The organism is Streptomyces sp. NPDC001634 (assembly GCF_040298185.1).
GTDB lineage: Bacteria > Actinomycetota > Actinomycetes > Streptomycetales > Streptomycetaceae > Streptomyces.
The window spans coordinates 1-26,757 of sequence record NZ_JBEOZU010000082.1 but is presented as its reverse complement, the minus strand read 5'-3'; the positions used below and the strand labels follow the sequence as shown (position 1 = coordinate 26,757).

General features: G+C 69.2%; 24 protein-coding genes. 8 read left to right on the top strand and 16 right to left on the bottom strand.

From position 1 onward, the window contains the following. Positions 1-102: 102 nt before the first annotated feature. Positions 103-1,920, bottom strand: coding sequence for a glutamine--fructose-6-phosphate transaminase (isomerizing) (glmS, locus tag ABT186_RS37385; RefSeq protein ID WP_351224330.1), 1,818 nt, complete (start codon positions 1,918-1,920; stop codon positions 103-105). Positions 1,921-1,986: 66 nt separating this feature from the next. Beyond that, the gene (locus ABT186_RS37380; RefSeq protein ID WP_351224328.1) at positions 1,987-2,244 is read right to left on the bottom strand and encodes a hypothetical protein; all 258 of its coding nucleotides are present in this window, start codon (positions 2,242-2,244) and stop codon (positions 1,987-1,989) included. A 165-nt stretch (positions 2,245-2,409) separates the two neighbouring features. Here ABT186_RS37380 and ABT186_RS37375 point away from each other — a divergent pair, with 165 nt between their 5' ends. Further along, on the top strand, positions 2,410-3,978 hold the full coding sequence (locus ABT186_RS37375; RefSeq protein WP_351928909.1) for a purple acid phosphatase family protein: 1,569 nt from the start codon (positions 2,410-2,412) through the stop codon (positions 3,976-3,978). 52 nt (positions 3,979-4,030) lie between these two features. Here ABT186_RS37375 and ABT186_RS37370 read toward each other — a convergent pair whose 3' ends face one another. Beyond that, positions 4,031-4,915 carry a DUF4429 domain-containing protein gene (locus ABT186_RS37370; RefSeq protein WP_351224326.1) on the bottom strand — a complete coding sequence of 295 codons (885 nt, stop codon included), beginning with the start codon at positions 4,913-4,915 and terminating at the stop codon, positions 4,031-4,033. 94 nt (positions 4,916-5,009) lie between these two features. On the opposite strand from ABT186_RS37370, the gene ABT186_RS37365 reads away from it, so the two are divergent. Beyond that, positions 5,010-6,599 carry a beta-N-acetylhexosaminidase gene (locus ABT186_RS37365; RefSeq protein WP_351224324.1) on the top strand — a complete coding sequence of 530 codons (1,590 nt, stop codon included), beginning with the start codon at positions 5,010-5,012 and terminating at the stop codon, positions 6,597-6,599. Between the two features lie 65 nt (positions 6,600-6,664). Here ABT186_RS37365 and ABT186_RS37360 read toward each other — a convergent pair whose 3' ends face one another. From ABT186_RS37360 to ABT186_RS37335, 6 genes are all read right to left on the bottom strand, one after another. After that, complete coding sequence (locus ABT186_RS37360; protein ID WP_351928903.1) at positions 6,665-8,437, bottom strand: IucA/IucC family protein; 1,773 nt, start codon at positions 8,435-8,437, stop codon at positions 6,665-6,667. After that, the gene (locus tag ABT186_RS37355) at positions 8,434-8,982 is read right to left on the bottom strand and encodes a GNAT family N-acetyltransferase (RefSeq protein WP_351928901.1); all 549 of its coding nucleotides are present in this window, start codon (positions 8,980-8,982) and stop codon (positions 8,434-8,436) included. The genes ABT186_RS37360 and ABT186_RS37355 overlap by 4 nt, the downstream gene beginning before the upstream one ends. Beyond that, complete coding sequence (locus ABT186_RS37350; RefSeq protein ID WP_351928899.1) at positions 8,979-10,256, bottom strand: lysine N(6)-hydroxylase/L-ornithine N(5)-oxygenase family protein; 1,278 nt, start codon at positions 10,254-10,256, stop codon at positions 8,979-8,981. Before ABT186_RS37350 ends, ABT186_RS37355 begins: the two co-directional genes overlap by 4 nt. Beyond that, positions 10,240-11,682 (bottom strand): lysine decarboxylase DesA, encoded by a 1,443-nt coding sequence (gene desA / locus ABT186_RS37345; protein WP_351224316.1) that lies wholly within the window; start codon positions 11,680-11,682, stop codon positions 10,240-10,242. Before desA ends, ABT186_RS37350 begins: the two co-directional genes overlap by 17 nt. Positions 11,683-11,805: 123 nt before the next feature. Then, on the bottom strand, positions 11,806-12,648 hold the full coding sequence (locus ABT186_RS37340; RefSeq protein WP_351928897.1) for a siderophore-interacting protein: 843 nt from the start codon (positions 12,646-12,648) through the stop codon (positions 11,806-11,808). Between the two features lie 30 nt (positions 12,649-12,678). Further along, on the bottom strand, positions 12,679-13,728 hold the full coding sequence (locus ABT186_RS37335; RefSeq protein WP_351928895.1) for an ABC transporter substrate-binding protein: 1,050 nt from the start codon (positions 13,726-13,728) through the stop codon (positions 12,679-12,681). A gap of 175 nt (positions 13,729-13,903) precedes the next feature. Here ABT186_RS37335 and ABT186_RS37330 point away from each other — a divergent pair, with 175 nt between their 5' ends. The 3 genes from ABT186_RS37330 (at position 13,904) to ABT186_RS37320 (ending at position 16,196) form a co-directional block, all read left to right on the top strand. Continuing rightward, complete coding sequence (locus ABT186_RS37330) at positions 13,904-15,043, top strand: NADAR family protein (RefSeq protein ID WP_351928893.1); 1,140 nt, start codon at positions 13,904-13,906, stop codon at positions 15,041-15,043. A gap of 128 nt (positions 15,044-15,171) precedes the next feature. Beyond that, positions 15,172-16,002 (top strand): helix-turn-helix domain-containing protein, encoded by an 831-nt coding sequence (locus ABT186_RS37325; RefSeq protein WP_351224308.1) that lies wholly within the window; start codon positions 15,172-15,174, stop codon positions 16,000-16,002. After that, positions 15,999-16,196: a DUF397 domain-containing protein gene (locus ABT186_RS37320; RefSeq protein WP_351224306.1), complete on the top strand. Its 198-nt coding sequence runs from the start codon at positions 15,999-16,001 to the stop codon at positions 16,194-16,196. Before ABT186_RS37325 ends, ABT186_RS37320 begins: the two co-directional genes overlap by 4 nt. A gap of 14 nt (positions 16,197-16,210) precedes the next feature. On the opposite strand, the gene ABT186_RS37315 is transcribed toward ABT186_RS37320, so the two are convergent. The 5 genes from ABT186_RS37315 to ABT186_RS37295 are packed head-to-tail and all read right to left on the bottom strand — an operon-like array spanning position 16,211 to position 22,543. Beyond that, a complete protein-coding gene (locus ABT186_RS37315; RefSeq protein ID WP_351928891.1) occupies positions 16,211-16,795 on the bottom strand; it encodes a Uma2 family endonuclease in 585 nt (194 codons plus the stop codon). Positions 16,796-16,830: 35 nt separating this feature from the next. Beyond that, on the bottom strand, positions 16,831-17,991 hold the full coding sequence (locus ABT186_RS37310; RefSeq protein WP_351224302.1) for an acyl-CoA dehydrogenase family protein: 1,161 nt from the start codon (positions 17,989-17,991) through the stop codon (positions 16,831-16,833). 5 nt (positions 17,992-17,996) lie between these two features. After that, entirely contained in the window at positions 17,997-18,935 is a 939-nt protein-coding gene (locus ABT186_RS37305) for a hydroxymethylglutaryl-CoA lyase (protein ID WP_351224300.1), read from the bottom strand. Beyond that, complete coding sequence (locus ABT186_RS37300; protein ID WP_351224298.1) at positions 18,932-20,917, bottom strand: acetyl-CoA carboxylase biotin carboxylase subunit; 1,986 nt, start codon at positions 20,915-20,917, stop codon at positions 18,932-18,934. Before ABT186_RS37300 ends, ABT186_RS37305 begins: the two co-directional genes overlap by 4 nt. A gap of 9 nt (positions 20,918-20,926) precedes the next feature. Further along, positions 20,927-22,543: a carboxyl transferase domain-containing protein gene (locus tag ABT186_RS37295; protein ID WP_351928889.1), complete on the bottom strand. Its 1,617-nt coding sequence runs from the start codon at positions 22,541-22,543 to the stop codon at positions 20,927-20,929. An 86-nt stretch (positions 22,544-22,629) separates the two neighbouring features. Between ABT186_RS37295 and ABT186_RS37290 the strand changes: the two genes are divergently transcribed. The 3 genes from ABT186_RS37290 to ABT186_RS37280 all read left to right on the top strand — a co-directional run bounded on the left by ABT186_RS37290 (position 22,630) and on the right by ABT186_RS37280 (position 25,516). Next, positions 22,630-23,238 carry an SACE_7040 family transcriptional regulator gene (locus tag ABT186_RS37290; RefSeq protein WP_351224294.1) on the top strand — a complete coding sequence of 203 codons (609 nt, stop codon included), beginning with the start codon at positions 22,630-22,632 and terminating at the stop codon, positions 23,236-23,238. Between the two features lie 191 nt (positions 23,239-23,429). Beyond that, positions 23,430-24,587: an acyl-CoA dehydrogenase family protein gene (locus ABT186_RS37285; RefSeq protein WP_351224292.1), complete on the top strand. Its 1,158-nt coding sequence runs from the start codon at positions 23,430-23,432 to the stop codon at positions 24,585-24,587. A 35-nt stretch (positions 24,588-24,622) separates the two neighbouring features. Further along, on the top strand, positions 24,623-25,516 hold the full coding sequence (locus tag ABT186_RS37280) for an acyl-CoA thioesterase (RefSeq protein WP_351928887.1): 894 nt from the start codon (positions 24,623-24,625) through the stop codon (positions 25,514-25,516). A gap of 6 nt (positions 25,517-25,522) precedes the next feature. Here the strand turns inward: ABT186_RS37280 and ABT186_RS37275 are convergent, their stop codons facing one another. Together ABT186_RS37275 and ABT186_RS37270 are read right to left on the bottom strand one after the other, a co-directional pair. After that, positions 25,523-26,320, bottom strand: a complete 798-nt coding sequence (locus ABT186_RS37275; protein ID WP_351224288.1) for a phosphatase — start codon at positions 26,318-26,320, stop codon at positions 25,523-25,525. 121 nt (positions 26,321-26,441) lie between these two features. Then, positions 26,442-26,757, bottom strand: a 316-nt coding sequence (locus tag ABT186_RS37270) for a helix-turn-helix domain-containing protein (RefSeq protein ID WP_351928885.1), incomplete at its 5' end; no start/stop codon positions are given.

The following is a 26,757-nucleotide window of genomic DNA, read 5'->3' as shown; positions in this document are numbered from 1 at the left end:
TTGGGCGGCCTCGGCCCCCCTGAAAAGAGCGACCCCCTGTGCTGGTGGCAGCAGGGGGTCGTTCACATCCGGCCCGGGGAAGGGGAGTTGTCCGCTTCCGGATTACTCCACCGTGACCGACTTGGCCAGGTTGCGCGGCTTGTCGATGTCCCGGCCCAGGGCCAACGCCGTGTGGTAGGCGAGGAGTTGCAGCGGAATACCCATCAGAATCGGGTCCAGCTCGTCCTCGTTCTTCGGGACGACGATCGTCTGGTCGGCCTTCTCCTGCTCCTGGTGGGCGACCGCGAGGATCCGGCCGCTGCGGGCCTTGATCTCCTCCATGGCCGCGCGGTTCTTCTCCAGCAGGTCGTCGTCCGGCACGATCGCGACGGTGGGCAGTGCCGGCTCGATCAGCGCCAGCGGGCCGTGCTTCAGCTCGGAGGCGGGGTAGGCCTCGGCGTGGATGTACGAGACCTCCTTCAGCTTCAGCGAGGCCTCGCGGGCCACCGGGTAGCCGCGTACGCGTCCGATGAAGAGCATCGAGCGGGCGTCCGCGAACTGCTCCGCCAGCTTCTTGATCTCCTCCTCCTGCTCGAGGATCTCGGAGATCTGCTCGGGCAGCCTGCGCAGGCCCTCGATGATCCGCTTGCCGTCGCGCACGGACAGGTCACGCGTCCGGCCGAGGTGCAGCGCGAGCAGCGCGAAGGCGACGGTGGTGTTGGTGAAGCACTTGGTGGACACCACGCACACCTCGGGACCCGCGTGGACGTACATACCGCCGTCCGCCTCACGCGCGATCGCCGAACCCACCACGTTGACGATGCCCAGCACCCGTGCGCCCTTGCGCTTCAGCTCCTGTACGGCGGCCAGGACGTCGTACGTCTCACCGGACTGGGAGACCGCCACGTACAGCGTGTCGGGGTCCACGACGGAGTTGCGGTAGCGGAACTCCGACGCCGGCTCGGCGTCGGCCGGGATACGGGCCAGCTCCTCGATCATCTGGGCGCCGATCATGCCCGCGTGGTACGAGGTGCCGCAGCCGAGGATCTTCACACGGCGGATCTTGCGCGCCGCGCGGGCGTCCAGGTTCAGACCGCCCAGGTGCACGGTGGAGAAGCGGTCGTCGATGCGGCCGCGCAGCACGCGGTCCACGGCTTCGGCCTGCTCGTGGATCTCCTTGTGCATGTACGTGTCGTGGCCGCCCATGTCGTACGACTCGGCCTCCCACTCCACGGTGGTCGGCTCGGCCGTCGTCCGGGTGCCCTCGGTGGTGTACGTACGGAAGTCGTCGGCCTTGAGGGTGGCCATCTCGCCGTCGTCGAGGGTGACTATCTGGCGGGTGTGGGCCACCAGCGCGGCGACGTCGGAGGCGACGAACATCTCCTTCTCGCCGATGCCGAGGACGACCGGGGAGCCGTTTCGCGCCACCACGATGCGGTCCGGGAAGTCGGCGTGCATCACGGCGATGCCATACGTGCCCTCGACGACCCGCAGCGCCTGGCGGACCTTCTCCTCCAGGGTCTCGGCCTGCGAACGGGAGATGAGGTGGGTGAGGACCTCGGTGTCGGTCTCGGAGAGGAACTCGACGCCGTCCGCCTCCAGCTTCTTCCTGAGGTCGGAGGCGTTGTCGATGATCCCGTTGTGGACGACGGCGACCTTGTTGTCGGCCGACATGTGCGGGTGCGCGTTGATGTCGGAGGGGGCGCCGTGCGTGGCCCAGCGGGTGTGGGCGATGCCGGTGGTGCCCTTGAAGCGCGCGGGGACCTTGGCCTCCAGGTCGCGGACCCGGCCCTTGGCCTTGACCATCTTCAGGCCGGCCGTCTTCGGCGAGGTGACGACGATGCCCGCCGAGTCGTAGCCGCGGTACTCCAGCCGCTGCAGGCCTTCCAGCAGCAGCGGGGCCACATCGCGCTTACCGATGTATCCGACGATTCCGCACATATAAGCCCTTAAGTCCCTTTTGTTGTTCTGTCTGCTGTTCGGCCTGTTGTTCGGCCTGTTGTTCGGTCAGCCGTAGACGATGCGGCGCAGTTGCCGGAGCGTGAGCTCGGGCGGTGCCACCGCGCGGTACCTCAGATCCGCCTCGATCCGCTCGAAGATCGACGTGTTCACCAGGCCCTGAGCCTGCAGCTCGCGGTGGCGGCGACGGACGAAGTCCTCGGTCGACTCGTCGAAGTAGGCGAGCACGTCCTGGATCACACGCAGCGCCTCGCCCCGGCTGAGGGGCGTGGACCGCGCCAGATGATCAACAAGTTCGTCGTGCACCCGGTAGATCCTGAGGTACGAGCGCCGGATTCGCAAGAATCCTGCCCGATTTCGGGCAGATGTCAGTTGGGGCTCTCATTGGGTTCTGTTTGACGGCTGTCCATTCTGTGTCTTGCGCCACGTTGTTTATGTGGAGGAACTTCTGGCCACATGGACATTCCTCGTATGGGAGTACCGGAGAAGCTCGCGGCCCGCATGACCATGGCGGAGCAGCACGAGTACCTGCGCGCGAGATTCTCCCGGCGCACGATGATCAGAGGCGGCGCCGTCACGCTCGGCGCCGTCACGGGTGGCGCGTTCGTACCGGGTGCCACCGCTCAGGCCGCCGTCCCGACCCAGAGCACCGCCCCCGCGACCGAGATGGTCGACGGGGCCCTCGTGGCCCCCTTCGGCCGTCACCTCGCCTTCGGCAACGACCCGCGCACCGAGATCACCGTCTCCTGGCAGGTTCCGGTCGCGGTCAAGAAGCCCTTCATCCGCATCGGCGCCAACCCCCTGGACCTCTCGCGCAAGATCGAGGCCGAGGTCCGCACCCTCTACACCCCGGCCGGTGTCGGCGCCAGCGGCGACCACACCCAGTACTACCTGCACGCCCAGCTCACCAACCTGCGCCCGGGCCGGACCTACTACTACGGCGTCGGCCACGAGGGCTTCGACCCGGCCGAGGCGCACCTGCTCGGCACCCTCGGCACCTTCACCACCGCTCCCAGGTGCTCCGAGCCGTTCACCTTCACGGCCTTCGGCGACCAGGGCGTCAGCTACCACGGCCTGGCCAACGACAGCCTCATCCTGGGCCAGGACCCGGCCTTCCACCTGCACGCCGGCGACATCGCCTACGCCGACCCGGCCGGCGCGGGCAAGACCGCCGACACCGGCTTCGACTCGCGCGTGTGGGACCAGTTCCTGTACCAGACCGAGTCGGTCGCCAAGCAGATACCGTGGATGGTCTCGTACGGCAACCACGACATGGAGGCCTGGTACTCGCCCAACGGCTACGGTGGCGAGGAGGCCCGCTGGACCCTTCCCGACAACGGTCCGGACAAGACGAACCTCCCGGGCGTCTACTCCTTCGTCTACGGCAACACGGCGATCATCTCGCTGGACCCCAACGACGTCTCCTTCGAGATCCCGGCCAACCTCGGCATCTCCGGCGGCACCCAGACCAAATGGCTGGAGGCCCAGCTCAAGAAGTACCGGGCCTGCGACGACGTCGACTTCATCGTCGTCTTCTTCCACCACTGCGCATACTGCACCTCCACGGCGCACGCCTCGGAGGGGGGCGTGCGACAGGAGTGGGTGCCGCTGTTCGAGAAGTACACCGTGGACCTGGTCATCAACGGCCACAACCACCAGTACGAGCGCACGGACGTCATCAAGGGCAACGAGGTCACCAAGAAGCTCCCGATCGGCGGTACGGCGTACTCCGAGACCGAGGGCGTGGTCTACGTGACGGCGGGTGCGGCGGGCCGCAGCCTGTACAAGTTCACCGCCCCGGACTCGTACGAGGGACATGAGAACGAGGTCGAGTCGGTGTCCTCGTTCATCTGCCTCAAGGACGGTGCCAGGCAGAACGAGACCGTCACCTGGTCGCGCGTCCGCTACCTGAACTACTCCTTCCTGCGTGTGGACGTCACGCCCGCACCGAGCGGCCGCTACACCACCCTGAAGGTCCAGGGCATCGCCGAGACCGGTGACCGCATCGACCACTTCACGGTGGCGCGCCGGGCGAAGTAGTCCCTGCCGTGCGCCCGGAAGGCAGGGCGCACGACCGACCGGCAGGCGGTCCTCACATCCGTCCGAGGATCGCCTGCTTGGCCATCGTGAACTCCTCGTCCGTCAGCACGCCCGTCCGGTGCAGCTCACCGAGCTCGCGCAGCCGGCGCAGCAGGGCGTCGTGCTCGTTCTCGGCGGCCGGGGTCCGCGGGGCGGGCACGGTGAGTTCCTTCACCGGCGGTACGTCGTCCACGGGTGCCGCCGGGTGCGGCAGCCGGGACTGCACGGCCGCCGCGACGAGCGCCATCAGCGGGTCCTTCTTGAAGCCCCACAGCTCCACCGCATTGGGGTCGTACTTCGGCGGCGCCTTGGTCTCCGCGCGGCGCACGGTGAAGCGGAGGTAGCCGTTCTCCAGGCCGACCGCCGGCTGCCACTCCACGCCGGTGATGTCGGCCACGGCGAGCTGACGGGCGCCCGCCGCCGCCTTCGTGTCCTCCGTCTTCCAGTTCCACTCCAGGCGTACATGCTCACCGTCGAAGCTCGCCGTGCCGTCCCCCGCGGACACCGACAGCGGCAGCGCGGGGCCGGGCAGCAGATAGCGGTCGACCGGGTCGGACGGCACCTGGTCGAGCATCAGCGCGTCCCGGACCTCGTCCGCCACGTACTCGGCGACGCCGTAGCGGTCGGACTCGACGGTCAGCTGGTAGGGGTCGTCGGACTCGCCGAGCCGGCCGCCGGTCGCCTGCAGCAGCGGGTCGACGCCGTCCCGAAGCCGCAGCCTCAGGCGCCCGGTCTTCTTGCCCTGCTCGAACGAGATGCCCGCCAACGCGCCCAGCGGAACGGTGAGTTCACCCAGTGTCCTGCGGAACAGACTGACGTTCTTGTCGCGCCCCGGGGTCAATCGCAGTGCGTCCCCGTCGAAGGCCCACGTGCCGTCCTTCTGAATGATTTCCGCCATGAGGGGGATTGTTCCACCGGCTGTGCGAGAGGATGGTCTATACCTATCGGCCCAGTCCGGACGAGGCCGTGGGACTTCCTGGAAGGGAGCGCATGTGAGTCGGCACCACAGAACGCCCCGCCTCCTCGGTACGCTGCTGATCGTGGCGGCTGCCGGTCTCTCCGTCGCCGGCGCGGCACCCGCCGCGTCCGGACGTACCGCCACACCCCTCGGCCGGGTGGTCCCGGCGCCCGCCTCCGTCGAAGCCGGCGGATCCCCGTACGAGATCACCCATGGCACGCGGATCCGTGTGGACGACTCGCCCGAGGCCCGCCGCGTCGGCGAATACCTCGCGGACGTCCTGCGGCCCTCCACCGGCTACCGTCTGCCGGTCACCTCCCACGGCACCGGCGGCATCCAACTGCGCCTTTCGGGCGGCCCGTTCGGCGACGAGGGCTACCGCCTCGACAGCGGCGCCCAGGGCGTCACCATCACCGCCCGGAAGACCGCCGGCCTCTTCCACGGCGTGCAGACGCTGCGCCAGCTCCTGCCCGCGGCCGTCGAGAAGAAGACCGTGCAGCCCGGACCCTGGGTCGTCGCGGGCGGCACCATCAAGGACTCCCCGCGCTATGCCTACCGCGGCGCGATGCTCGACGTCTCCCGCCACTTCTTCACCGTCGCCCAGGTCAAGCGCTCTATCGACGAGTTGGCGCTCTACAAGATCAACACCCTGCATCTGCATCTGAGTGACGACCAGGGCTGGCGCATCGCCATCGACTCCTGGCCCCGCCTCGCCACTCATGGCGGCTCGACCGAGGTCGGCGGCGGCAAGGGCGGCTACTACACCAAGGCCGAGTACGAGGAGATCGTCCGCTACGCGGCCTCCCGCTACCTCGAGGTCGTCCCCGAGATCGACATGCCCGGCCACACCAACGCCGCCCTCGCCTCGTACGCGGAACTCAACTGCGACGGCGTCGCGCCCCCGCTCTACACCGGCACCGACGTCGGCTTCAGCTCGCTGTGCGTGCCCAAACAGGTGACATACGACTTCCTGGACGACGTCATCCGCGAACTGGCCGCGATCACACCGGGCCGCTACCTCCACATCGGCGGCGACGAGGCGCACTCCACCAGCCACGACGACTACGTGACGTTCATGGACCGGGTGCAGCCCCTCGTCGCCAAGTACGGCAAGACGGTGGTCGGCTGGCACCAGCTCACCGGCGCGCACCCGGCCAAGGGCGCGCTGGCGCAGTACTGGGGCCTCGACGACACCAGCGCCGCCGAGAAGGCCCAGGTCGCAAAGGCCGCGCGGAACGGCACCCGGCTGATCCTGTCCCCGGCCGACCGGATCTACCTCGACATGAAGTACACCGAGGACACACCGCTCGGACAGGACTGGGCGGGGCTGGTGGAGGTGAAGCGGTCCTACGACTGGGACCCGGGCGCCTATCTTCCGGACGTGCCGGCCTCGGCGATCGCAGGCGTCGAGGCACCGCTGTGGTCCGAGACGATCGTCACGGACGCCGACATCGACTACATGACCTTCCCGCGCCTGCCGGGCGTGGCCGAACTGGGCTGGTCCCCGGCCGCTACGCACGACTGGGACGCGTACAGGGTGCGGCTCGCGGCGCAGGCACCGCGATGGGAGGCGCTCGGCATCGGCTACTACCGGTCGCCGCAGGTGCCCTGGCCCGCACGGTAGTCCAAGCACAGTGACGGGCACCCCGGAGGACCGTACTCCGGGGTGCCCGTCCGTCGTGGCGGCCGCTACAGCCCGGCGATCGGGTTCTTCAGATTCCCCACCAGCTGAAGCGCCCCCGACGGATCCGCCAGGTCCACCATCTGCCGGTTGTTGCGCAGCTGGAGCCGGTTGAGGCAGGACAGGGCGAACTCCGGGGCGAACACGTCGTACTGCCGGAATTTCTCGGCCAGTTGGGGGTTCGCGTCCTGGTACTCGTGGACGACCTCGGCGACCGTCCGCCAGAAGCCGTCCTCCTCCACGATCCCCTCGGTGGCGAGGTTCGCCGCGACGAAGCGGAAGAAGCAGTCGAAGACGTCCGTGAAGATCGACAGGAGCTTCTTCTCCTCCGGGACCTCGACGCGTATCCGCCCGACTTCCGGCGGCAGCACCGCATCCGGGTCCATGACCGCGATCTCCTCGGCAATGTCCTTGAAGACCGCGCGCTGCACGACACCGTCCTTCAGGACGAGGATGACGTTCTCACCGTGCGGCATGAAGACCAGGTCGTAGGCGTAGAAGCTGTGCAGCAGCGGGGTGAGGTAGGCCCGCAGATAGCGGCGCAGCCACTCCGTCGGGGTGAGCCCGGAGCGCTCGATCAGCGCGCCCGCGAAGGACGCGCCCTCGTGGTCGACATGCGCGAGGGACGCCATGGTCGCCAGGGTCTCGCCGTCCTGGAGCGAGGCCACCGGGCTCTCGCGCCACAGGGCGGCGAGCATCTTGCGGTACGGGGAGTAGCGGTCGGTGGCGGCCTCGTACTCCAGATGGCGGTAGCCGACGGCCGCGCGCTCGCGGATGATCGTGAGACCGGTCGACTTCAGCACCGGGTCGTTCTCGACGATCCGGTCCAGCCAGTCGTTGATCGCCGGGGTCGCCTCCATGTAGGCGGCCGAGAGCCCGCGCATGAACCCCATGTTGAGGACGGACAGTGCCGTCTTCACATAGTGCTTCTCGGGATTGCTGCGGTTGAAGAACGTTCGGATGGACTGCTGGGCCAGATACTCGTCGTCGCCCTCGCCGAGGCAGACGAGGTGCCGCCGGGCGACCTCGGCGGCGAAGGTGACGGTGAGCTTGTTCCACCACTGCCAGGGGTGGACGGGTATGAGGAGGTAGTCGTCGGGGTCGAGCCCCTGGTCGGTGAGCCGCGTGCGGAAGCGCTCTACGGTCACCTCACCCAGCTCCTCCCGTACGAACGACTCGTACTCGATCCCGGCCCCCGCCGTGAACGCCGCCCGCGAGCGGTGCGCGGCCAGCCACACCAGCCGGACGGGGCTCGCGGTCTCGGGCGCGTACGCCAGGTACTCGTGGATCCCGAAGCCGAGCCGCCCGTTGTTGGCGACGAAGCAGGGGTGGCCCTCGGTCATTCCGGTCTCGATGGCCTGGAACCCGCTTCTGGCGAGCTCGGCGGAGGTGACCTTCGGCTTGGTGAGCTTGTAGCAGGTGCCGGAGAGGGTGGAGGAGATCTCCTCCAGGTACACGGGGAGGACCTCCTCGCTCAGCCCCAGCGACGTCCTGAGCTCGATGAAGAAGTCCAGTGCAGCCAGCGGTAGTTCGGCTCCGTCGCGGTGACGGGTGATCGATTCGGGGTCCACCTGCCAGTGGTCGAGGGCGCGGAGGGTGGCGGTGAAGCGGTAGCGGGTGAGCCCGTCGTCGCTGCGGACGACGTACTGGCCGTCACTGTCCTCTTCGGGTGTGATCAGCCGTTCATGGGCGAACTCGGCCAGGGCCTTGCGGACGAGGAGGCGATTGGCGCGCTCCCAGCGCTCGGGGGAGAGATGGGAGACGGCGTCGGCGAGGGTCATGCCACAACCGCCTTCTGGAACTGCTCGCGGGTGCAGAAACTCAGCAGCGCCGTCTTCTCCGGCTTCTGGATCTCCCGCTCGGGCACGAACCCGACGGCGGCGTTCAGGGCGTGCACCGCCGTGTTGCGTACGTCGGGCTCGACGACGACACGGGCCGTCGCCGGGTCCTCGAACAGGTGCCGCATCACGGCCGTGATGACGGCCCTCGTGAACCCGTGCACGGGTGTGTCCGTCGGCGCGACGAGGAAGTGCATCCCGACGTCACCGGGCTCGGGCTCGTACAGCCCGACCAGCTCGCGGTGGGCCGGGTCGTACTTCTCCATCAGGAAGGCGGGCACGCCGTCGTACAGCCCGAGGAGTGCGTGGTGGTGCTCGTCGGCGGCGATCTCCATATAGGCACGCTCGACGTCCTCCGGCCTGGCCTCCTGCATCATCCAGAAGGCCGCCTTGGGGTGCGTGACCCAGCCGTGCAGGAACTCGGCGTCCTCGACGGGGTCGACGGGGCGGAGGGTGAAGGTGCCGGTCCCGATGCCGGTCGTGCTCATACGGCGAACTCCTGGAAGGCGATCGTCTTCTCGACGGGGTAGTACTCGGTGCCGAGCAGCTCCCGGATGATGTACGCGTTCCGGTAGGGGCCCATGCCCAGGTCGGGGCTGGTGATGCTGTGCGCGTGGACGCCGGCGTTCTGCAGGAAGACGCCCCGGCCCGTGGTGTCGATGGCGTAATTGCGGGCCACGTCGAAGTTGCCGTGCCCGTCGTAGCGAAGACGGTCGCGGATCGGCTTCAGGAACTCCGGTTCGACGTACTTGTAGCCGGTGGCGAGGATCAGGCCCCGGGAGCGCAGCTCGTAGTCCTTCTCCTGCTCCTCCTGGCGGAATCCGAGCGTGTACGTGCCGTCCTCGTAACGGGCGCTGGTGAGCGCCGAGTTGGTGAGCAGACGGGTGGGGACCGGGCCGTCGAGGTTCTTCTGGTACAGCAGGTCGAAGATCTCGTTGATCAGGTCGCCGTCGATGCCCTTGAACAGGCCCTTCTGCTGCTGTGTGAGGCGGTAGCGGGTCCGCTCGGGCAGCGCGTGGAAGTAGTCGACGTACTCCGGGGAGGTCATCTCCAGCGTGAGCTTGGTGTACTCCAGCGGGAAGAAGCGCGGAGAGCGGGTGACCCAGTTCAGCTGGTAGCCGTGGACGTCGATCTCGCTGAGCAGGTCGTAGTAGATCTCGGCGGCGGACTGGCCGCTGCCGACGAGCGTGATCGACTCCTTGGTCTGGAGCTGGTGCTTGTGGTCCAGATAGCGGGAGTTGTGGACGACGTCGCCGTCGAGGTCCGCACAGGCCTCCGGGACATGGGGCGGGGTGCCCGTGCCGAGGACCAGATGACGGGCCCGGTACGTGTCACCCTCCCGCGTCCGGACGACGTACACCCCGTCCTCGTACATGACCTCCTTGACCGTCGTGCCGAAGCGGACGCTGGTCAGCTTGCCGGCGGCCCAGCGGCAGTAGTTGTCGTACTCGACGCGCAGCGGGTAGAAGTTCTCGCGGATGTAGAACGAGTACAGCCTGCCCTGTTCCTTGAGGTAGTTGAGGAAGGAATAGGGGGACGTGGGGTCGGCCAGGGTGACCAGGTCCGACATGAACGGCGTCTGGAGGTGGGCGCCCTCCAGGAACATCCCCGAGTGCCATGCGAAGGTGGGCTTCGACTCCAGGAAGACACCGTCGAGTTCGGCAATCGGCTCGGTGAGGCAGGCGAGGCCGAGGTTGAAGGGGCCCAGTCCGATCCCCACGAAGTCGTACGTCTTGTCGGTGGCTTCAGGAAGCGCGGTCAAGGGACTCTCCCAGGTACTGCTCGGCGTGGCCGGCGATCAGATCGAGTACGGCGGCGATGTCGTCCGTCGTGGTCTCGGGGTTCAGCAGGGTGAACTTCAGGTAGTGGCGGCCCGCGACCTTGGTGCCCGCGACCACCGCGTCGCCGGAGGCGAACAGGGCCTTGCGGGCGTACAGGTTGGCGCGGTCGATCTCGGCCGGGTCGGTGACGGCCGAGGGGATGTGGCGGAAGACGAGCGTGGACAGCGTCGGCTCGACGACCACGTCGAAGCGCGGGTCGGCGGCCAGCAGCTTCCAGCCCTCCTGCGCCAGGTCGCAGACCTCGTCGAAGAGCGCGCCGATGCCGTCGGCGCCCATCGTGCGCAGGGTCATCCACAGCTTGAGTGCGTCGAAGCGGCGGGTGGTCTGCAGGGACTTGTCGACCTGGTTGGGGATGCGCTCCTGCACCATGCGGCGCGGGTTGAGGTACTCGGCGTGGTAGGTGGCGTGCCGCAGGGTCGAGGCGTCCCGGACCAGCACGGCCGACGAACTCACCGGCTGGAAGAAGGACTTGTGGTAGTCGACGGTGACGGAGTCGGCGCGCTCGATACCTGCGAGACGGTCCCGGTACTTCAGCGAGGCGAGCAGTCCGCAGCCGTAGGCGGCGTCCACATGCATCCACACGCCGTACTGCGCGCACAGCTCCGCGATCTCGGGCAGCGGGTCGATGGAGCCGAAGTCGGTGGTGCCGGCGGTGGCCACGACGGCCATGGGGATCAGACCGTCCCGGGAGCAGCGCTCCAGCTCGTGGGCGAGGGCGACGGTCCGCATGCTCTTGTCGTGGCCGACGGGGACCGAGACCACCGACTCGGGGCTCAGGCCGAGCAGTTTCGCCGACTTCTTCACGCTGAAGTGGCTGACCTCGGAGGCGAAGATCCGCAGTTCGGCCAGGCTGTCGGACTTGCATTCCTCGCGGGCGAGCAGCAGCGCCTGGAGGTTGGACTGGGTGCCCCCGGACGTGAACACGCCGTCGGCGGCGGGGCCGAGGCCGATACGCTGGGCGGTCCAGTCGATGAGCCTGCGCTCGATGAGGGTGCCGCCGGCCGACTGGTCCCAGGTGTCCAGGGAGGAGTTGACGGCGGACAGGACGGCCTCGCCGAGGACGGCCGGGATGACGACCGGGCAGTTGAGGTGGGCGAGGTAGCGCGGGTGATGGAAGTAGATCGCGTCTCGGAGGTAGAGCTCCTCGAGTTCGTCCAGGACCGCGGTGGTGTCGTGCAGCGGGCGGTCCAGGTCGATCTGCTCGATACGGGGCGAGAGGGCGTCGACCGTGACGCCGGTGAACGGACGGTCGGTGGTGGCGAGTTTGGCGGCCACCCGCTCGACTCCTTCGGTCACGGAGCGGCGGTACTGCTCCGCGGTCAGGTCATTGAGCAGGTGCGAGCGCATGCGGGGGTCCTCCGGTGGGGGCAGTCCGTGCGGGACGGGAGAGGGGCGGAGTCGCCAGGTTCAACTTAGGTTAGCCTAACCTAAATTGAGCTCGTGTCGACTTCGCCCCTCCCGTGACCGCCGTCACCCCTGTTCGCGCAGCTGCTCCTCGCTCACCCCGTGCCGCCAGTAGCCGACGAAGGTGACCCGGCGGCGGTCGATCCCGCGCTCGCCCACGAAGTGCCGGCGCAACTCCTTCACCTGCCCGGACTCGCCCGCGATCCAGACGTACGGGGCCTGCGCGGCCGGGAGTCCGGCGTCCCGTAGCGCGGCGAGGGCCATGGGGGACCCCTCGCCGCGCACGAGCCAGGTGATCTCGGCGTCGGCCTCGGTCACCAGGTCCTGGATGTCGGCGGCGTGCCCCACCTCCAGCCAGACCTGGGCGCGCGTGCCCGCGGGCAGCCATTCGAGGATCGCGGAGGCGGCGGGCACGGCGGTCTCATCGGCCCAGATCACCACCAGGTCGGTGTCCTCGGGCGGGCGGAAGCGGATCGCGCGGTTGTCCTCGATCGCCGGGCCGAGGAGGACGACCCGGTCGCCGGCGGTGGCGCGGGAGGCCCAGCGGGAGGCGGGACCTGCGGGAACGGTCGCACCCGGCTGGATTCCGTGCAGGACGAAGTCGATGTCGATCTCGTCGGGATCGCGTCGCAGGGCCCGGAGCGTGTACGAGCGCATCACCGCCCGTACGTCGTCCGGGAGTTCACGCCACCTCTGCCACCAGCTGTCGCCCAGTTCGATCGGGACGGCGGGCTCGCTCTGGCCCGGGTGCGGCAGGAAGAGGGAGAGGCTCTGGTCGCGCCCGTCGGAGTGGAACGCGTGCAGGTCGTCCCCCGCGAAGGTGATGCGGACGAGGGACGGGCCGAGCCGCCTCGTCCGTACGACCTGGAGGGAGAAGAAACGGAACGGGGCGGCTACGGCCGTCGTCATGAGTGCTCCTGAGGGTCAGGAATGTTGGGGTCAGCTGACCTTCTTGGCGTTCTCGATCGCCTTCGCGAGGTCCTCGAGCAGCGGGGCGCACTTGTCGTACGACAGGATGGGCTCGGGGTTGCGGGCGATGACCTGGCCCGCCTTGACCGCGGGAAGCTTCTTCCAGGTCGCCTCGGTGATGTCGGCGGGCTGGATGGCCGAGGAGCGGTTGTCCATCATGATGACGTCGGCCTTGTACTTGTCGACGTTCTCCCAGCTCAGGTTCTCGAACCAGCCGCCGCCGGCCTTCAGGGCGGAGGCGGACGGCTCGACGAAGTTCACGCCGAGCGCCTTGAAGTACTCCAGGTCGATGGAGAGGTTGGAGCCGGAGACGTAGAAGACGTCCTGGCTCGCGGAGCCCGCCAGCACCTTGATACCGGGTTTGGCCTTGGTGGCCGCGCGCAGCCGGGCGGCGGCGTCCTCGAACCGCTTCTTGGCCTGGGTGACCTTGGCGGAGGTGATGTCCGCGCCGAGGGACCTGGCGAGTTCCAGCATGCGCTGCAGCGGCTCGGCCATCTGGCGGTCGTAGACGGAGATCCCGACGCTGGGGGCGCCGACGGCGAGGATCTTCTTCTTCGACTCCTCCGGGACGTACCAGAGCGTCCCGGCGTCGTCGAACATCGTGCTGACCAGCAGGTCGGGAGCGAGGGCCGCGTACTTCTCGATGTTGAACTGGCCCCACTCGTTGCCGAGGATCGTGACCTTGCCGATGTCGAGGTCTCCGGCCTGGACGTCGGCCTTGCCGTCCTTGGTCTTCGTCGGCCCGAAGACGCCCTTCACCTCGACGCCGTAGTCGTGCAGCGCGGCGGCGACGCCCACGAACGCGACGATGCCCGACGGTGCCTTGTCCGCCTTCGCGGTCTGCCCTCGGTCGTCCTTGAAGGACCAGGGGCCGGACGAGGCGGCCGTCGCCTTGCTGTCCGATCCGCTGTCTTTCCCCTTGTCGTCACCGCAGGCCGCGAGCGCGGCACCGAGGCCGAGGGCGCCGGCGGCGGCGAGGATGCCGCGGCGGGTGGGGCGGGGGGCACGGACGTTGGGCATGGGTATGACTGCTTTCGAACGGGGCGGAGCGTCCGCCGGGCAAGTTCGAAGGTAGGTTAGCCTAACCTTAGTAGTTGTCCAGGGGGTGGGACCGACTCGGGCCCCGGAGCACGCGAATGAGCCGGGGGGGCGAAATGGGGCGTCGCGCCGCCAAGGGGTCCGTCACAATGTCGCGATGATCGGCAAACGGATCACCTACCGCATGGCGGACGGCATACGCGTACCCGGAACCTGGCGGCATGCCTTCATCCGCAACGGCGACTACTTCCTGACCGACTTGTTCATCTACGCGGACGGACTCGTCAACTGCTGGGGCCTGGTCACCCTCGAGGAGTTCGAGGAAAAGCTGCGCAGCGGCTGGGTCGCCACCGAACTCCCGGACGGCGCTAGGGCATCCGGCCACGAGCTGGCCGGCTGGAAGTTCAGCGAGCCGCGCACCTGGCTCACCCCCGAGCTGCTTCTCGCCGAGGTACGCGACACCATTGACCAGCTCAACGGGCGCCCGGATTCAACGGGGCGTTGCCTGGCCGCTGTCGACGAATTCCTCGCCGACCGGACCGAGGAAAAACGGACCGCGGCTCGCGCCGCCTACCTTGCCATCCCCGAAACGCAGCGCCGCTATGCGCTTGGCGACATGGACCGCAAGGACTGGCCGCTCCAAGTCCTGGTGGCCGGTCCGGGCGGTTACCTGAAGGCCTGGCCGGACGAAGCGGTCACCCAGGAGGCGTACGACGAGGCGGTCGCCTATTTCGAGGACCGGGCGAAGTGGATGGCCGAGCGGTCTTCGCGGGTCCCCGCGGACGGACCTGCGACTCCGGTCGCCCCTGCGATCCACCTCTACCAGAGCTATCCAATGAAACCGTCGGACGATCCGGGCACGAAGGCGCTTCGCAACGACTATCCGGCACCGATAGACGTCGACGGTGTCACTTACCCCTCCGCCGCCCACGCATATTGGGCCCTCTCGACTGCCGACCCGGACGCCCGGGCCGCGATCGCGGGAGTCGGCAGCGCGTCGGCCGCCCGGAAGCTGGCCGTCGGCGCCTCCCGACGCGAAGGCTGGGAGCAGGCCCGTACGGCTGTGATGACCGGCCTGTTGCGGGCCAAGTTCGCCCAGCACCCGGCCCTGGCGCGGATTCTCCTGGCTACGGAGGACGCGACACTCATCTACGACGACTCCGACTCCGGCTTCTGGGGCGACAACGGCGGACGCGGCCGGAACTGGACCGGCCGCCTCCTCGAATTCCTCCGTTCCGAACTGCACGCGGAGCGTGCGGGGTTCACAGGCCGGGGAAGCGGCGAGCCCGAGCGGTAGCCCGGTGGGTACGTGACGTCCTGACGGCGCAGCAATATTACGTTCTGTGTCGGTGTCGCTGCTCGTGGTGACTAGGCTTGGGTGGTCGGTTCTGACGACGATGTCGGGGCCGGAGAAGGAGGGGCAGCATGTCTCAGCCGAAGCATCTGGACCCCGCCTCCATGGCGGAGTTCTACGGCGCGGAGCTACGCAGGCGGCGGGAGGACGCCGGGTTGACCCAGGGCGGGCTCGGGGAGTTGGTGTACTGCTCGGGGCCGTATATCGGGCAGATCGAGATCGCCATCCGCAGGCCGCAGTTGGACCTGTCCGAGCGGATCGACGCCGTGCTGAAGGCGGACGGGTTCTTCCGGCGGTTGTGTGAGGCGATCCTCAAAGCGTCGAAGTACGCAGACTACTTCGCGGCGGCGGCCGAGTTGGAGCGGCGGGCGAAGACGATCTGTCACTTCGCCACCATGGTGGTGCCGGGCCTGCTGCAGACCGAGGCCTACACCCGGGCTCTCATCCGCTCCGCGCGGCCGCTGGTCGACCAGGAACTGATCGAACAGCATGTCGCCGCGCGGCAGGAGCGGGCGCGTGCGCTGCTGAAGGACCCGGTCGATCCCGAGCTGTGGTTCGTCATCCATGAGGCCGCGCTGCGGGTGCCGGTCGGTGGGGACAAGGTGATGCGCGGGCAGTTGGAGCACATTGCCGATGTGTCCCGGAGCCACCAGGCGATCGTTCAGGTCATGCCGTTCTCGGGTGGGCTGAATCCGCTCCTGTACGGCTCGATGACGCTCATGAGCTTCGCCGAGGAGCCGCCCGTGGTGTACACCGAGAGCGCCTACTCAGGGCAGTTGATCGAGGATCCGGCCGTGGTCACGAACAACGCCAGGTCTTACGATCTGGCCAGGGCCGCCGCCATGTCCCCGGAGGCGACCCTCGCCTTCATTGGCCGACTCGCGGAGGACTACACACCATGAACAGCACGCGTGATCTGCGTTCCGCCCGCTGGCGCAAGTCCTCGTACAGCAACGCGGACGGCGGCGAGTGCATCGAGGTCGCCGACGGCTTCCCCGGTGTCGTGCCCGTGCGGGACAGCAAGAACCCCGACGGGCCGGTGATCACGGTGTCCGTCGGGGCGTGGCAGGCCTTTGTCGGAGAGATCGCTCGGTAGCCTGTCGCCGACCGTCAGCTCGTGCCGTTTCCGGCCTTGCCGTACCGGCGGAAGGCAGACGTTTCCACCGTCCAGGGACCGAACGGCACCGAGTCTCCGAAGATGTAGGGCCCCTTGCGGGTGTAGCGGTCCTTGCACGGATCGGAGTGCACCTCAACGGTGCCCGTCCGGGGATCGACGATCATGTAGTGGGCGATGCCGATGGCCGGGTACTCGGTGAGCTTCTCGCCGTGGTCGTTGTCCGGGTTGGAAGGTGACGCGATCTCGACGACCGCCAGCACCTCCGCTGCGTCCACGGCGAGGCCCTCCTCGTCGAGTACGTGCTCAGGGATGACAACTGCGTCCGGACGCCGCATGCGTCCGATCGACGGATGCTCGATCTCGGGGCCGTTCGCGCAGATGTAGCCGGGGTGGGTAGTGGGAAGTTGCATGTTCAGCTGGTCGCGGATGCGGCGAACCGTGCCCTGATGACGCTTCGAAGGGACCGTCATCGCGAGGAAGGGGCCGGACGGGCCGATCTCGACCTTCCAGGCCCCTTCCAGGCACTCCGCGTATGCCATCAACTCCTCGGCGATGGCTCGCATCTTGACGTACGGCACGCTCCGAGCGTACCGAGGCTCCCGCTACGGGCCGTTCAGCCCGCCAGCCCCAGCTCCCGGGCGATCAGCATCCGCTGCACCTCGCTCGTACCCTCCCCGATCTCCAGGATCTTGGAGTCGCGCCACATGCGGGCCACGGGGTACTCGTTCATGAAGCCGTAGCCGCCGTGGATCTGGGTGGCGTCGCGGGCGTTGTCCACCGCGATCGTGGACGAGTAGAGCTTCGCCAGGGCCGCCTCCTTCTTGAAGGGCTCGCCGGAGATCAGGCGGGAGGCCGCGTCGCGCCAGGACAGGCGGGACGTGTGGGCCTTCATCTCCATGTCGGCGATCTTGAACTGGATTGCCTGGTTCGCGCCGATCGGGCGACCGAAGGCCTGGCGCTCCTTCGCGTACTTCAGCGACTCGTCCACACAGCCCTGGGCCAGGCCCGTCGCCAGGGCCGCGATCGCGATGCGGCCCTCGTCCAGGATGCGGAGGAACTGGGCGTAGCCGCGGCCCTCTTCGCCCAGGAGGTTCTCCGCGGGCACGCGGACGTCCGCGAAGGACAGTTCACGGGTGTCGGATGCGTTCCAGCCGACCTTCGAGTACGGGGCCGCCACCGTGAAGCCCGGTGTGCCGGACGGAACGATGATCGAGGAGATCTGCGGGCGGCCGTCCTCCGTGCGGCCGGTGACCGCCGTGACCGTCACCAGGCCCGTGATGTCCGTGCCCGAGTTGGTGATGAAGCACTTCGTGCCGTTGATCACCCATTCGTTGGTGGAGGGGTCGAGGCGGGCCGTCGTGCGGGTTCCGCCCGCGTCCGAGCCGGCGTCCGGTTCCGTGAGGCCGAATGCGCCCAGGATCTCGCCCGAGCACAGCCGCGGCAGCCACTCCCGCTTCTGCGCTTCCGTGCCGAAGCGGTACACGGGCATGGCGCCCAGGGAGACGCCCGCCTCCAGGGTGATGGCGATGGACGAGTCGACGCGGGCGAGTTCCTCGAGGGCCAGGCCCAGTGCCAGATAGTCGCCGCCCATGCCGCCGTACTCCTCCGGGAACGGCAGCCCGAACAGGCCCATGCGGCCCATCTCGCGGACGATCTCGTACGGGAACTCATGGCGCTCGTAGAAGTCGCCGATCTTGGGCGCAACGACGTCGTGAGCGAACGCCTCGACCGTACGCCGGAGTTCCTCCAGCTCGGGGGAGAGGTGGTGGTCCATGGGGGTCACTCCTTGTGGGAGAGGGCTCGGACGGTTCGGGACGGGCTGGGCCGGTCCAGGTGCGCGGCCATCCACACGCTCGTGGCGGTGAGCCGGCCGAGATCGACCCCGGTGTCGATACCGAGGCCCTGAAGCATCCACACGAGGTCTTCGGTGGCGAGATTTCCCGTGGCGGACTTGGCGTACGGGCAGCCGCCGAGGCCGCCCGCGGAGGCGTCGATCGTCGTCACGCCGTGCTGGAGCGCGGCCAGGGTGTTGGCGAGCGCCTGGCCGTAGGTGTCGTGGAAGTGCACGGCGATCGCACTGGTCGGCACGCGCTCTTCGTTCAGCTCGGACAGCAGGTCCAGGACGTGGCCCGGGGTCGCCACCCCGATCGTGTCACCCAGGCTCAGCTCGTCGCAGCCCATGTCCATGAGCGCCTTGCTGACGCGGACGACCTGGTGGATCGGCACCGGGCCCTCCCAGGGGTCGCCGAAGCACATCGACAGATAGCCGCGGACGTGCACCTTGTCCGCCTTCGCGCGGGCCACCACCGGCTCGAACATCGCCAGGGCCTCGTCCACCGTGCGGTTGAGGTTGGCCTTTGCGAAGGACTCGGTGGCGCTGGCGAAGACGGCGATCCGGCGGGCGCCCAGCGCGAGGGCGCGGTCCAGGCCGCGTTCGTTCGGGACCAGCACCGGCAGCGCCACCGGCAGTTCGCTGATCAGCGGGAACAGATCTTCCGCGTCGGCCAGTTGGGGTACCCACTTGGGGTGGACGAAGCTGGTCGCCTCGATCGTCGTCAGGCCCGCGTCCGCCAGCCGGCGGATGAAGTCCGCCTTCACCTCCGTAGGCACCGTGCGCTTCTCGTTCTGCAGCCCGTCGCGCGCGCCGACCTCGTGGATCCTGACCCGCGGGGGCAGGTCCTCGGACGGTACGACCATGGGCAGTTGCTGAGCGGTCATTCCTCCGCCTCCGTGTCCTCGCGGTCGTCCGCGCCGCCGTGCTTGTGGCCGCCCTCGTCGTCGTCCTCGTGCGGTGCGATCACGGCCAGCACCTGGTCCATGGCGACCGTCGTGCCGGGGGTGACGTCCAGCTCGGCGACGGTTCCGGCGTGCGGGGCGGAGATGACGTGCTCCATCTTCATCGCCTCGACCACCAGCAGGCTCTGCCCGGCCGCCACCTCGTCCCCCACGGCCACCTTCACGACGGTCACCGTGCCCGGCATGGGCGCGGTCAGCGACTCGGTGCCGGAGTGCGCGGCTCTCGTGAGCGACGCGGCCACCGGGTCGTGGTCGCGCACATGCCAGGCATCGCCGTCGTGGCCCAGCCAGTCGGCGGCGCGGTGGAAGGTGTGGCGTACACCGTCCAGCACGACGGAAACCCGGTCGTCGGTGACCGTGTGGGTGCCCCGGGGGGCGTACTCCACCGGCTCGAACACCCGCAGGGGGAAGGCGATCGGCTTGGGCTCGCCCCCGAGTCGCCAGCCGTTCGGCACCGAGAACGGGTCGGTCCAGCCCTCGCCGCGCGGCTTCAGCGCGTCGAGACGTACGGCGGCCGCGGCCTCGTACACCTCCTCGGGCACCTCCGCGGAGACGAGACCGTCCACCTCCCGCTCCACCAGCCCTGTGTCCAACTCGCCCGCCACGACCGCGGGATGGGCCAGCAGACGGCGCAGGAAACCGGCGTTGGTCTGCACGCCCAGGGTGACCGTCCGAGCGAGGGCCGCCCTCAGCTTCCGCAGGGCGGTCGCCCTGTCCGGGCCGTACGCGATGACCTTCGACAGCATCGGGTCGTACAGGCTGCCCACCTCGCCGCCCGCCGAGAGCCCCGAATCAGTCCGTACGCCATCACCCTGTGGCTCGTGCAGCGACAGCACCGTGCCGCCGGAGGGGAGGAAGCCGCGGGCCGGGTCCTCGGCGCAGATCCGGGCCTCGATCGCGTGCCCGGTGAGCGTGACGTCCTTCTGGCCGAAGGACAGGGGCTCTCCCGCCGCCACCCGCAGCTGCCACTCCACCAGGTCCAGGCCCGTGACCATCTCGGTGACCGGGTGCTCCACCTGGAGGCGGGTGTTCATCTCCATGAAGTAGTACGACGAGGGGTCACCGCCCGGCACGATGAACTCCACCGTGCCCGCGCCCCGGTACCCGCACGAGCGGGCCGCCTGGACCGCCGCCTCGCCCATCGCCGCGCGCGTGGCCTCGTCGAGGAGCACGCTCGGCGCCTCCTCGATGATCTTCTGGTGGCGGCGCTGGAGGGAGCACTCGCGCTCGCCCAGGTGCACCACGTTCCCGTGGGCGTCCGCCAGGACCTGGATCTCGATATGGCGGGGACGGTCGATCCAGCGCTCGACGAGGAGCGTGTCGTCGCCGAAGGAGGCGCGGGCCTCGCGTCGGGCCGCGGCGATCTCCTCGGCCAGCACCGAGGTGTCCCGCACCAGCCGCATGCCCTTGCCGCCGCCGCCCGCCGACGGCTTCAGCAGCACCGGCATGCCGATCTCACCGGCGGCGTCGGCCAGTTCGGCGTCCGTCAGCCCGCTGCCGTTCGACCCCGGTACCACCGGGACGCCGGCGGCCCGCACCGTCTCCTTGGCGCGGATCTTGTCGCCCATGAGCGAGATGGCCTCCGCGGGCGGCCCGATGAACACCAGCCCCGCCTCCGCGCACGCACGCGCGAACGCCGCGTTCTCCGCGAGGAAGCCGTATCCCGGATGGACCGCCTGGGCGCCGGTCCGTGCGGCAGCCTCAAGGAGCCGCTCGACCGACAGATAGCTCTCGGCCGCCGGCGCCGGCCCGATCCGTACCGCCGTGTCGGCCTCCCGGACGTGCCGGGCGTCCGCGTCGGCGTCGGAGAAGACGGCCACCGAGCGCACGCCCAGCGACCGCAGCGTACGGATGACGCGTACGGCGATCTCGCCCCGGTTGGCCACAAGCACCGTGTCAAACATGGATCCCCCTCACATCCGGAAGACGCCGAACTGGGGTTCACCCAGGGGCGCGTTGGCGCACGCGGTCAGGGCCAGGCCCAGCACCTGCCGGGTCTCCAGCGGGTCGATCACACCGTCGTCCCAGAGGCGGGCCGTCGCGTAGTAGGCGTTGCCCTGGCGCTCGTACTGGTCGCGGATCGGGGCCTTGAAGGCGTCCTCTTCCTCCAGGGGCCAGGACTCCCCGGCCGCCTCCAGTTGGTCGCGCTTGACGGTCGCGAGGACCGACGCGGCCTGTTCGCCGCCCATCACCGAGATCTTGGCGTTCGGCCACATCCACAGGAAGCGCGGTGAATAGGCCCGGCCGCACATCGAGTAGTTGCCCGCGCCGAACGAACCGCCGATGACGACCGTGAGCTTCGGCACGCGCGTGCAGGCGACCGCCGTGACCATCTTGGCGCCGTGCTTGGCGATGCCGCCCGCCTCGTAGTCCCGTCCCACCATGAAGCCGGAGATGTTCTGCAGGAACACCAGTGGGATGCCGCGCTGGTCGCACAGTTCGATGAAGTGGGCGCCCTTCTGGGCGGACTCGGAGAAAAGGATGCCGTTGTTGGCGACGATCCCGACCGGGTGGCCGTGGATCCGGGCGAAGCCGGTGACGAGGGTCTGCCCGAACTCCGCCTTGAACTCGGCGAACCGTGAGCCGTCCACCACGCGCGCGATGACCTCGCGTACGTCATAGGGGGTGCGGGAGTCGACCGGCACCGCGCCGTACAGCCCGAACGGGTCCGCCTTCGGGTCGAGCGCCTGGGTCACCTCCCAGGGCAGCTCCCCGCGCGCGGGGAGCGTAGAGACGATGGTCCTCACGATGCGCAGCGCGTGCGCGTCGTCCTCCGCGAGGTGGTCCGTGACACCCGAAACGCGCGCGTGGACCTCGCCGCCGCCCAGCTCCTCGGCGGTCACCACCTCGCCGGTGGCCGCCTTCACCAGGGGCGGGCCGCCCAGGAAGATCGTGCCCTGGTTGCGGACGATCACGGCCTCGTCGCTCATCGCCGGGACGTACGCCCCGCCCGCCGTGCAGGAGCCGAGGACGGCCGCGATCTGGGGGATGCCCGCACCCGACATCCGCGCCTGGTTGTAGAAGATCCGCCCGAAGTGCTCGCGGTCGGGGAAGACCTCGTCCTGCATGGGCAGGAAGGCGCCCCCGGAGTCGACGAGGTAGACACAGGGCAGGCGGTTCTCCAGCGCCACCTCCTGCGCCCGAAGGTGCTTCTTCACCGTCATCGGGTAGTACGTGCCGCCCTTGACCGTGGCGTCATTGGCGACGATCACGCACTCGCGCCCGCTGATCCGCCCGACGCCCGCGATCACCCCCGCGGCCGGTGCCTGCCCGTCGTACATTCCGTCGGCCGCCAGCGGGGCCAGCTCCAGGAAGGGCGACCCCGGATCCAGCAGGGTGTCCACACGGTCGCGCGGCAGCAGCTTGCCGCGCGCGGTGTGGCGCGCGCGGGCCTTCTCGCCGCCGCCCAGCCGGGCCGCGGCGAGCTTGCCGCGCAGCTCCTCGACCAGCCCGCGGTGCGCCGCCTCATTGGCCCGCCAGGCCTCCGACGCGGGATCTGCCGCGCTCGTCAGCTCGGGTGCCTCGTGCATCCTGCGGTCCCCTCACCTTGTTAATGAGCGTTAACGCATTTCCTTCAGGTTAACGACCGCTAACCTCCCTGTCTAGAATTGTTTCCATGGCCACCAGAACCGACGCCCCCACCCGTCGCGAGCAGATCCTCAAGGAGGCCGCGCGGCTGTTCGCCGAGCGCGGCTTCCATGGCGTCGGGGTCGACGAGATAGGAGCTGCGGTCGGCATCAGCGGACCCGGTCTGTACCGGCACTTCGCGGGCAAGGACGCGATGCTCGCCGAGCTGCTCGTGGGGATCAGCGGGCAGCTGCTGACCGGGGCCAGGCGGCGGGTCGCCGAGGCCGACGGGGGGCCGGCGGGGCGGAACCCCGAGGTGGTCCTCGACTCACTGATCGAGGGGCACATCGACTTCGCGCTCGACGACCGTCCCCTGATCACCCTGCACGACCGGGAGCTGGACCGCCTCCGGGACAGCGACCGCAAGCTCGTACGGCAGCTGCAGCGGCAGTACGTCGAGCTGTGGGTGGAGATCGTCCGCGAGGTGTATCCGGACCTGACCGAGCCGACCGCCCGCTCCGCGGTGCACTCGGTCTTCGGGCTGCTCAACTCGACACCGCATCTGGGGCGGCCGGGGTCGCTGCCGGGGCGAGGGGCGACGGCGGAGCTGTTGCACCGGATGGCCAGAGGGGCGTTCGCGGCGGCCGGGCCGGACTGAGCCGGCTGCTCCGCAAGCGTGACGAGCGTTACGGGGCCACTCCCCTGGACGGTTGTCCGTACTCGCCGGTACGGTTCTGTCTGAGCAAGCGCTTAGCCATGGGGCCGCAACCATCAATTGAGGAACCCCCACGGCGAGCAACCACGTACGCGAGAGCGGCGCCGGTTTAGGCGCACAGAAGGGTGGCGGCGGTGCGCCGTACGGTGTTCAACGAGGATCATGAGGCGTTCCGGGAGACCATCCGGGCCTTCATCGAGGCCGAGGTCGTCCCCGTCTACGACGAGTGGTTCGCCGCGGGCCAGGCGCCGCGCGACTTCTACTACAAGCTCGCCGAGCTCGGTGTCTTCGGCATCCGTGTCGACGAGGAGTACGGCGGCGCCGGCATCGACTCGTACAAGTTCGAGGCCGTCCTGTATGAGGAGACCGCCCGCGCGGGCGTCTCCTTCGGCGGCTCCGGCGTGCACGTCCTGCTCGGCCTGCCGTACATCAAGCTGCTCGCCACCGATGAGCAGAAGAAGCGCTATCTGCCGAAGTTCGTCTCCGGTGAGGAGATGTGGGCCATCGCGATGACCGAGCCGGGCACCGGCTCCGACCTCGCGGGCATGAAGACCACCGCCAAGCTCTCCGAGGACGGCACGCACTACGTCCTCAATGGGGCCAAGACCTTCATCACCGGCGGTGTCCACGCCGACCGCATGATCGTCTGTGCCCGCACCTCCGCGCCCACCCCCGAGGACCGCCGGCACGGCATCTCCCTCTTCGTCGTGGACACCAAGGCCGAGGGCTACTCCGTCGGCCGCAAGCTCGACAAGCTCGGTCTGAAGACCTCCGACACCGCCGAGCTGGCGTTCGTCGACGTCAAGGTGCCCGTCGAGGACCTCCTCGGCGAGGAGAACAAGGGCTTCTACTACCTCGGCCACAACCTGGCCTCCGAGCGCTGGGGCATCGCCTTCGGCGCATACGCGCAGGCCAAGGCCGCCGTCCGGTTCGCCAAGGAGTACGTCCAGCAGCGCACCGTCTTCGGCCAGACCGTCGCGTCCTTCCAGAACACCAAGTTCGAGCTGGCCGCCTGCCAGGCCGAGGTGGACGCGGCCGAGGCCGTCGCCGACCGCGCGACCGAGGCCCTCGACGCCGGTGAGCTGACCCCCGCCGAGGCCGCCAGCGCCAAGCTGTTCTGCACCGAGGTCGCCCACCGCGTGATCGACCGCTGCCTCCAGCTGCACGGCGGCTACGGCTTCATGAACGAGTACCCGATCGCCCGCCTGTACGCGGACAACCGCGTCAACCGCATCTACGGCGGCACCAGCGAGATCATGAAGTCGATCATCGCGAAGGACATGGGCCTGTAAGCCGAACGCAATTACTGGCGGATACAACTGACTCCATGAGCCAGGCACTCCAGGATCTCCTCGATCTGCTCGACCTCGAGCAGATCGAGGAGAACATCTTTCGTGGCCAGTCCCGCTCCGCCGTCGTCCCGCGCGTCTTCGGCGGACAGGTGGCGGCCCAGGCGCTGGTCGCCGCCGGGCGTACGGTCCCCGAGGACCGGTTGGCCCATTCGCTGCACGCATACTTCCTGCGTCTCGGCGACCCGGGCGCGCCCATCGTCTACAACGTCGACCGCATCCGCGACGGCCGCTCCTTCACCACGCGCCGGGTCGTCGCGGTCCAGCACGGCAAGCCGATCTTCGGCCTGTCCGCGTCCTTCCAGAGGTACGAGGACGGCCTCGACCACCAGGCCCCGATGCCGCCCGCGCCCGACCCGGAGACGCTGCCCACCTCCCAGGAGCGGCTGCGGGCTTACGGCCACCTCGCGCCCGACGTGGTGGAGCGGTTCCTGGAGGCGCGCGAGGCGGTCGACCTGCGGTACGTCGACGAGCCGCCGTACGGGAAGTTCGGCGAGCCGCGCGAGCCGCACTCCCAGGTGTGGTTCCGCACCAACGGCAAGCTCGACGACGATCCTCCCCCGGACTCCGTCTGGGGGGACCCCCAGCTGCACGCCGCCCTCGCCACGTACATCACCGACATGACGCTCCTCGACTCCGTCCTGCTCGCGCACGGGCGCGGCGGCTGGGCCGTCGGCGACGTCGTCGGGGCCTCGCTGGACCACGCGATGTGGTTCCACCGGCCGTTCCGCGCCGACGAGTGGCTCCTGTACGACCAGGAGTCCCCGTCGGCGTACGGCGGACGCGGGCTCGGCCAGGCCCGGATCTACACGCAGGACGGACGTCTGGCCATCTCGGTGATCCAGGAGGGCGTGGTCCGCGTCCCCCGCTGACGGGTCTCAGTCGCCGTCCGTCAGCCCCGCCGCGTTCAGCAGGTACGCCGTCAGCGGGTCGTAGAACCGCGGGCTCGTGACATGGTCGTCGAGGGGCACCGTCACCTGGACGGTGCCCTCGGCCTCGGCGAGGAAGAGCGCCGGATCGTTGCAGTCGGCGTACCCGACGGAGTCGATGCCGAGCTGTCCCGCGCAGCCCGCCCAGCCATGGTCGGCGACCACCAGGTCGGGCAGGGGGCGGCCCTGGCCCTCCAGGCCCCGAAGGATCGCGCGCATCGGCTCGCCGGAGTGCGTGTGCCAGAGGGTGGCACCGTGCTCCAGGACGGCCACGTCGGCGAACTGCATGACGTACCCCTCGTCCGTCTGCAGGCCGTCCGGGATGACGACGATCTCGCAGCCGACGGCGCGCAGGGCGGCGGCGGTGGCCCGGTGCACGTCGAGGAGTCCGCCGGGGTGCCCGGTCGCGAACAGGACGCGCTGTTCGCCGTCGGCGGCCTTGCGCAGGCGGGCCGCCATGCGCTCCAGGGCGTCGACCGTCAGCTCCGGGTCGATGGTGTCCTGGCCGTAGCGGTACCCGGGGTCGTCGCTGACGCCGCAGCGCTCCGCCATCACCGCGAGGACGTCCTGCTCGTCGCTCCAGCGGTCGCCGAGTTCCAGGCCCAGCCAGTAGTTGCGGTCGCCGTTGGCGAGCTTGCGGTAGTGGGAGAGGTTGTTCTCGCGGGGCGTGGCGACGTCGCCTGCGATACGAGTCCGTACGAGGTGGTCGACGAGCTCGGTGCGGCTGGGGATCCCGGGTATCGGCATGGCACCCATTTTGCCGGGGCGCCCCCCTCGGGCAGCCGTCGTTTCGCAGCGTGGGACGTTCGTCACTCGCAGCCGCGGCCGTCCGTGGGCGGCGGATGCGTGGGGGTGCGGGGCCTGCGCCTCAGTCCTGTTCCGTCCGCTTCAGTGCGAACCACAGCTCCATACGGACGTCCGGGTCGTCCAGGTCCGCGTCCAGCAGCGCCGCGCAGCGGGCGATCCGCTGCCGCACCGTGTTGCGGTGGACGGTCAGGGCCACGGCTGTCCGGTCCCAACTGCCGTGCAGGGAGAGCCAGGTGCGCAGGGTCTCGGTCAGTGCGGGGTTCGCGCCGAGCGGGGCGAGAAGGGTACGGGCGTGGACCTCGGCCTCGGCGGGCGGGACCAGGTCGGCCAGGCCCGTGCGTTCGCCGTGGCGCACCAGCGGCGTGCGGGTCGCGCGG